The sequence below is a fragment of the Occallatibacter sp. genome, from assembly GCF_049802275.1.
GTDB lineage: Bacteria > Acidobacteriota > Terriglobia > Terriglobales > Acidobacteriaceae > Telmatobacter.
Map to the genome: position 1 here is coordinate 1 of NZ_JBARMD010000224.1, position 7821 is coordinate 7821.

The following is a 7821-nucleotide window of genomic DNA, read 5'->3' on the forward strand; positions in this document are numbered from 1 at the left end:
GCCGTGTCCTCCGTTGGCCGCCACTCGCGCCCGCGCGTGTAATCCAATTCTGCCGCCGTCATCGCCAGCACGTCCTTGTACTCCTGCGCGTTCTTCAACCCCGATCGCGCTGCCAGCACATTCCCCCAATACTCGGTCATGCCTTCGTAGACCCAAAGCATCGCACCCTGCATCGGCGTAGCAAAATCCGGCTGATACAGTCCCACCGGCCGCCGATACTTGCCATTCCACGAGTGCGTGAACTCATGCGACAGCAAATCCGACTCCGGCAGTTGGTGCACGTCATCCGCGAATCCCTTCTCGCCCACGCCGTTATCCGAAGATTGCCCGTGCTCCAGTCCCATTCCACCAGCAACATCCGATAGCGTTAATAGAAAGTGGTACTCGTTGTAGTGGTGCGACGCATACAGCGCATCGGCTTCGCGCACCAGGTTGGCCACCTCGGCGAGCACGGCGGGCCGCAGGTTCGCGTCTTCCGGCGCATCTGCCGCCACGTCCAGAAAATGCTGCGGCTTGATCGTCGGCGCCAGCGGATACTCGTGGAAGTACAACCCCGTCAGAATTGGCGAGTCCTCAAGCTGTTCCACATTCGTTGCCGCAAACTTTGTGGTGCTTCCCGCCGCCGGTACCGGATAGGATCCTCCGCTGATTGGTGTCAGCGCCGTCCCAACCCCCCAACCGGCCGGCACCTTCACTGAGGGCTGAATCGGAATCTCTTTCACCGGCACGTGCGCCGGATACAGCATCAGCGCCTCCCACTCCAGCGCAGCCATGCGCTGCGAGATGCGCCGCGTCACAATCGAATCCAGATGCATGTGCAATGTCGTCACGCCGCTCGGTACCGTCAGGTGAAATTCGTAGAGGTTCACATCATCGCGCCGCCATTCCAGCGTCTTCCCATTCGCTGTAAACACCACGCCGACAATCGAAGACGCCGGGCCCGAGGGCATGTGATGCCCGGGAATCCACTCCGGCGAAATCAGAGTCAGCGGTCCCGCCGACACCGGAAAATCCATATCTGCATGAAACAGCTTGCGCGGCGCATCCGAAAGATCAGCCGTGATCTGAATCGGCGCTTTCTGTGCACGTGCGGTTGAAACAGCAAGGGTCAACAACAAAAGGGCAGGGAAGAAATGAGTACCACGCTTCAACATGAGCATCCAGACAATGCCTCCTGAAAGATTTCAGGTTATCTCACGCCCCGTCGGCTCGAACATCGCCATGTGACAAGCGGCCGCCAAGCTGAAGATGCGGGGCAATTCGCGCCATACTTTCCACAGGCTCTGTGCCGCTATCCGCCGATTCAACTCCCCGCTCCGATGTTGAGGCGTTACCCTATAACCACAAGCTCACAAACAGCTTCGCGCGAGATCGGATTCATCCACGCGCCCACTCCGTCTCCCGGGAAACTCTACGCATTGCCGCGTCCGAGTCCATCCGGAGACCGATGAGTCACGCCGAAGAATCAGGTTTCATCACGCGGGCTGAACTTTTTCGCCGGAAGGAGACCCATGTCCACTGACTATCGCAACTTCCTGGCCCTCTCATACGAGGAGCTGGAAGAACTGAACCTCGAAGCCAAGAAAGAACGTGTCAGCCGCGTCGCTATCGATCAGATTCGCGAAAAGCGGCTCAAATACCTCACCGACGAAAAGCGCATCAAGGCCGTTACCGTGCTCTTTTCCGATCTCGAAGGCCGCCTCCATCTTCTCGACTACGACAAGAAGTTCCTCCTCAATTCCTACGAGAACCTCACCTTCGACGGCTCTTCCATCCGCGGCTTCACCGCTCAGAAAGAGAGCGACCTCCGCCTCGGCATCGACTGGAGCGCCTTCTACTGGGTCCCCGCCGATGTCTTCGGCAACGGCAAGGTCCTCGTCTTCGGCATCGTCATCGACAAAGATGGCACACCCTACTCCGGTGACCTGCGCGGTGTGCTCAAAACCTACGCCGACAAGCTCTATGCGGAAAAGCAGTACACCCTTAATGCAGCCACCGAGATCGAAGGCTTCCTTTTCGCCGGCAAGGACGCCGAAAAAATTTACCACGAAACCGGCAAATTCGAATTCGTCTCCACCGGCGGCTACTACCACTCATTGCCCCTCGATCCCCTCCGCCAGTTCATCGACACCGCTGCCGAAGTGCAGCGCGCCATGGGCTTCCAGAACGAAAAGGATCATCCCGAGGTAGCGCCCAGCCAGTTCGAAATCAACTTTGGATACAGCGAAGTGGTCGCCGCCGCCGACCAGATCCAGCTCTATAAGCTGCTCTGCCGCCAGATCGGCAACAACTATGGCTACACCGCCTGCTTCCTGCCCAAGCCCGTCGCCGGCGTCAATGGCAGCGGCATGCACACCAACGTCTCCGTCTCCAAGGGCAAGACCAACCTCTTCTGGGATGAAAAAGGCGAAGAGCAGCTCTCCAGTTTCGGTTGGAAGTTCCTCGACCGCGTCCTCACCCGCGCGCTCGATCTCTGCCTCGTCTTCAATTCCAGCGTGAACGCCTATCGCCGTCTCGACCCGCACTTCGAAGCCCCCAACCAGATTCGCGCGTCGGCAACCGATCGCGGCGCCATGATTCGTGTGCCCATCGGCAACGCGCGCTCCATGCGCACCGAGGTTCGCGCCGTCGCTCCAGACGCCAATCCTTACCTGTCGATGTACGCCATCTTCAAGACCGGCATCGACGGCGAAATCGCCAAGATGAAGAACCTCCGCGAAGGCGGCCGCTACCTGCCTGACAACATCTACAAGGCCATCGACGACTTCAAAGCCTCAAGCTGGATCGCCGAAATCCTCGGCTCCGATGTCCAGGGCCGTTATGCAGAACTGAAACAAGCCTCGGCCAACCGCTGCCCGCGCGAACTCGGCACCATCGTCAAAGGCTGCGAAGTCCAATTTCATCACGCTGTCTACAACCAGTCGCTCTGGAATCTGTTCTAGTCAGGAATCCACTCTGGATCAGGGTATGCCTTTAGGAGTTTCTGGACATCTAAGAAAACATGCTCTAGAACAATTGCGGTCGGAAACGCGAAGGGCGGCAGCACATCTTGGCTGCCGTCCATTCTTTACTTGCTCAGCTTCAGCAGATTCAAGATCCGGCCCAGCACACCCGTCGGTCTCTTGTCATGCACCAGCGTCATTCGTCCGTCTTTGGGGATCCACACTTCTTCCCCCGACGAACTCGCATTGAACAACCCCAGCTGATGCTTCTCCGCAAGCCGTGCCACCGTCATATAAGCCTGCTCAGCCTTCGACCAGGCAAACGACGCGTAAATAAAATCCTCGCCAATCGCGTAGTCCGTACTCGACGCCTCGTCCTCAGGCACCTGGACTCCCGCAGACGGCCCATTCATCGGCGGGAAGATCCGAATGATGTCCTCGAACCACGCCCTCAAGTGCTCAGAGCTAAGCGCGGGGTCGTCGTACCCATGATCCTCGCTCCACTTCGTTCGTTGCACGCACCAGTGCACAAACTCAGCGTGGCCGGCGGGAACAGCATCCGGCTCAAAGACCATGAGGTCGTAGCTCATGATCTGATGCTATCCCGTTGAACTAACGCGCGTCGCCGAAGCTGCGAATTTTCTCTTCAGTGCGCGTGAGATCTCAAAGCTGCTGTTTCCCTGATTGTGCCTTTATGCCCAGCGTGATAAAGCTTAGGAACAGGGTACACGCGGAACGGTCTCTCTGGGCAGCGGTGTTTTATCCGCAGCGCTCTGTGCCGTCCAGCCATATTTCGATCCCTGGATGGCATCGAGGACAATGATTCAGGCATGAGCGCCGGGCCTATGACGGACGTGGAAAGCCTCTACGGCGACTATCCCATCGACCACGCATTCGACGAGATGCGTGAGTCGGTCGGAGAAGTTCGCCTCCACTATCGTGCCCTGGCGGAGACCATTGCGCGCCTGCCGCAGGAGGAATTACAGCGCCGCAAGCAATCCGCCGAGCTGTCTTTCCTCACCCAGGGCATCACCTTTACCGTCTACGGACGCGACGAAGGTACCGAAAAGATCTTTCCCTACGATCTGCTCCCGCGCCTTGTCACCTCGCAAGAGTGGGATCGCATCGAGCGCGGGCTCACCCAGCGCATCACCGCTCTCAATCTCTTCCTGCGCGATGTCTACTCCGAAGCCAAAATCCTCAACGACCACATTGTTCCGCGCGAACTGGTCTACAGCTGCAAGCACTATCGCCGCCAGATGCGCGGCCTCCAGGTTCCACGCAACGTCTACATCTCCGTTGTCGGTTCAGATCTCCTGCGCCTCAATACCGGCGAATTCGTCGTCCTCGAAGATAATCTCCGCGTGCCATCGGGCGTGAGCTACATGCTCACCAACCGCCGCGTCATGAAGCGCACCTTCCCTGAGCTGTTCCACAGCTACGGCGTGCGCCCCATCGAGCATTACCCGCAACTGCTTCTCGCCACGCTTCGTTCTCTCGCTCCCGAGGGCCGGCCTGAGCCGAACATCGTTCTGCTCACTCCCGGCGTTTTCAACTCTGCCTATTTCGAGCACACTTATCTCGCTCGCCAGATGGGCATCGATCTCGTTGAAGGCCGCGACCTCGTCACCCATGACAACGTCGTCTATATGCGCACCACCGACGGCCTCAGGCGCGTCGACGTCATCTACCGCCGTGTCGACGACGACTTCAGCGACCCCCTCGTCTTCCGCAGCGACTCCATCCTCGGGTGCACCGGCCTCTTCAACGCCTACCGCGCGGGCAACGTCACCGTCACCAACGCCTTCGGCACCGGTCTCGCCGACGACAAGGCACTCTACGCTTACGTGCCCCGCATCATCCGCTACTACCTCGACGAAGACCCTATCCTCAACAACGTCGAAACCTACCTGCTCACCGAAGACAAAGAACGCCAGCATGTGCTGGCCAACCTCGACAAGCTGGTTGTCAAAGCGGTCGGCGAAAGCGGCGGCTACGGCATGCTCATCGGTCCGCACTCCTCCGCACGCCAGCGCGAAGAGTTCGCCGCGCGCATCCAGGCCAATCCGCGCAACTACATTGCCCAGCCCACCCTCGATTTCTCGCGCGCTCCCTGTCTCATCGGCGATCGTCTTGAGCCGAGGCACGTCGATCTCCGACCCTACATTCTCTTTGGCGACAAAATCAACATCGTCCCTGGAGGGCTCACCCGCGTGGCCCTCGAAAAGGGCTCACTCGTGGTCAACTCTTCGCAAGGCGGCGGCAGCAAGGACACATGGGTTCTCGAATAACCGCGGATGGAAAAACACGGACCGCCGCACTCGGTTTGTGTCAGCGAACTGACTTTGGGTGCCCCATCCTTGACGAAGTCAAGGGGGGAAAGCACGAACCATCGCATCGCCAGTTTGTGTCAGGGCACGACTTTAGTCGTGCCGAACGAGCACCACAATAACGACGGGGCCTTAGCCCCTGAGGGTATGAAAGCAGGAAAACACAGCACGGATGGGCGCGACACAAACGAATTTTAGACTCCGGGAGAGTACCAAAATGCTTTCGCGCGTTGCCGACAGCCTCTATTGGATGAGCCGCTACCTCGAGCGCGCGGAGAATACTGTGCGCCAGCTCGATGTAGCCATGAGCCTCATGCTCGACTCAGGCGGAGCCAGCGCCGAGACCCACTGGCAGCGCCTTATCGCCTCTCTCGGCAACCCGGCTGGCCTGGATTGGACAGGCGACCCGGCATCCAACGCAGAAACGCTTGTCTTCGATAAACACCATCCCGCATCCGTCACCTGCTGCATCGACGCCGCGCGGGAAAATGCGCGCCAGATCCGCGAAGAAATCTCCACTGAGCAATGGCAGCGACTTAACCGCCTCTATCACCAGATGCATTCGCCGCACACTGAAACCCAGTTCCAGTCCAACATGAATGATGTCCTCACTTCGCTGATTGATGCCGTTCATCTCTTCAAAGGCGTCACGGATACCACCATGATTCACGGCCAGGGCTGGCACTTCATCCGTCTCGGCCGCTACCTTGAGCGCGCCTACGCTATCGCAACGCTCCTCGAGGTCTATCAACCGTTGCTCTCGCATCCGTCCGAGCGCGAGCACTCTGGTTATCTGTATCTCGAGCAGGTGGGCCTTCTCCGCTGCTGCACGGCCTTCGAAGCCTACTGCCAGGTCTACACCGCCGACCTCACTCCCGATCGCATCCTCGAGTTTCTGCTGCTCAATCGAGACTTTCCCCACGCCATCCGCTACTCCGTCGACGGAGTTCGCCAGGCCATCCAGTCCATCCAACATACCGGAGGCCGCCGCCCTCCTGACGAACTGACCGCGGGCATCGGCAAATTGCACGCCATGCTCAGTTTCACTTCGATCAGCGAAATCCTCGGCGGCGATGCCGCTTCGTTCCTCCACACCATCCGCCAGCAGTGCATGCGCATCCACGAAATCATGTACCGCTATTACATCCAGTACTCCATCCAGTCCGCGCTGGCTATCTGACCTCAGGATTCGATCTGCATGAACTGCTATTCCATCCGCCACCTCACGCGCTACCGCTATTCGCAATCGGTCAGCGAGAGCATCATGGAAACGCGCATGCATCCGCGCTCTGACTCAAACCAGCATTGCCTCACGTTTTCGCTCTCCGTCAGCCCGCGATGCCGCGTCTTTACCTACCGCGACCACTTCGGCAACAACGTCCATCACTTCGACATTCCCAGCGAGCATAACCAGCTTGTAATCGTCGCCGAATCCGTGGTCGAACAGCAGCCCATGCCTGATGTGCCCGGCTTCTTGTCGCCCGATGCGTGGCAGGCCCTCGACGCCATGATCGAAGCCGGCGACTACTGGGAGATGCTGTTGCCGAGCGAATTTGTCGTGGAAACCCCGGCGCTCACGCTGCTGGCGAAGCAGATGGGAGTCACTCGCCGTGACGATCCCTTAATGCTCGTGCAGGAACTCAATCAACGCCTCTTCGACTACTTCGACTATGTCCCTCGGTCTACCCGCGTGGACTCCCCGATCGATGATGCCATCGTCAGCGGAAAGGGCGTCTGCCAGGACTTCGCCCACACCATGATCGCGCTGCTCCGCCATGTCCGGATTCCGGCCCGATACGTTTCCGGTTATCTCTATCGCAGCCGCGAAGACCACGACCGCTCCACCCCCGACGCCACGCACGCCTGGGTCGATGTGTTGCTCCCTCACCTCGGCTGGGTCGGCTTTGACCCCACCAACAATCTTGTTGCCCACCATCGACACATTCGCACCGCCGTTGGCCGCGACTACGCCGACGTACCCCCTACCCACGGCATTTTCCGAGGCAAAACGTCGAGCGAGCTCTACGTCGCCGTGCACGTCGAAGCCAGCGACCAGCCACCGGCTCTCGATCGCAAAATGCCCATCCCTGAGGACTGGTCAGTCCTGGTCGAGCGCGCCCAGCAGCCCCCGGAGCGGCCTCAACCCCTCATTGACGTGCAGCAAATGCAGCAGCAACAATGAGACGAAATGCAGGTTTCCAGGGACCAGTTGTCGTTTTCCAAAGATAAAATGCGTTTTTTTATTGAATTCTTATTCGGTGACCTAATAGATTATTTGAAATTCCATAAAACCCGGTGATTCGTGCCGGCGTTGCGAAGACGCACCAAGGCTCGTTGAATCTCGCGTTCCACTCTCACCCCAGAGAGTGTAGATCCACGAAATACTTTGTCGCTGTTCGAACGGCTATGAACCGTTCGTGCAAAGAAGAAATGGGTCGCTTCCAACGACCAGCCAAAGAAGTAGATTTTTGGAGGAACAGCCGTGAAAAGATCCCTTTTGGGATGGGTACTTCTCTGTATCCTTTCCACCGCCTCACCCCTCTTTAGCC

Annotated in this window: 7 protein-coding genes; 4 read left to right on the forward strand and 3 right to left on the reverse strand. The window is 58.6% G+C overall.

What is annotated here, in order from left to right; all coding sequences use genetic code 11:
• Positions 1–1160 (reverse strand): M61 family metallopeptidase (locus WA354_RS07945; RefSeq protein WP_472812466.1); only part of this gene is annotated, 1160 nt, incomplete at its 3' end.
• A 351-nt stretch (positions 1161–1511) separates the two neighbouring features.
• On the opposite strand from WA354_RS07945, the gene WA354_RS07950 reads away from it, so the two are divergent.
• On the forward strand, positions 1512–2942 hold the full coding sequence (locus WA354_RS07950; RefSeq protein ID WP_472812467.1) for a glutamine synthetase family protein: 1431 nt from the start codon (positions 1512–1514) through the stop codon (positions 2940–2942).
• Between the two features lie 125 nt (positions 2943–3067).
• On the opposite strand, the gene WA354_RS07955 is transcribed toward WA354_RS07950, so the two are convergent.
• Positions 3068–3532, reverse strand: coding sequence for a hypothetical protein (locus WA354_RS07955; protein ID WP_472812468.1), 465 nt, complete (start codon positions 3530–3532; stop codon positions 3068–3070).
• A gap of 240 nt (positions 3533–3772) precedes the next feature.
• On the opposite strand from WA354_RS07955, the gene WA354_RS07960 reads away from it, so the two are divergent.
• The 3 genes from WA354_RS07960 to WA354_RS07970 all read left to right on the forward strand — a co-directional run bounded on the left by WA354_RS07960 (position 3773) and on the right by WA354_RS07970 (position 7454).
• Positions 3773–5233: a circularly permuted type 2 ATP-grasp protein gene (locus WA354_RS07960; protein WP_472812469.1), complete on the forward strand. Its 1461-nt coding sequence runs from the start codon at positions 3773–3775 to the stop codon at positions 5231–5233.
• Between the two features lie 256 nt (positions 5234–5489).
• Positions 5490–6452, forward strand: a complete 963-nt coding sequence (locus WA354_RS07965; protein ID WP_472812470.1) for an alpha-E domain-containing protein — start codon at positions 5490–5492, stop codon at positions 6450–6452.
• Positions 6453–6470: 18 nt separating this feature from the next.
• Positions 6471–7454, forward strand: a complete 984-nt coding sequence (locus WA354_RS07970) for a transglutaminase family protein (protein WP_472812471.1) — start codon at positions 6471–6473, stop codon at positions 7452–7454.
• 89 nt (positions 7455–7543) lie between these two features.
• On the opposite strand, the gene WA354_RS07975 is transcribed toward WA354_RS07970, so the two are convergent.
• A partial coding sequence (locus WA354_RS07975) for a hypothetical protein (protein ID WP_472812472.1) occupies positions 7544–7821 on the reverse strand: 278 nt, incomplete at its 5' end.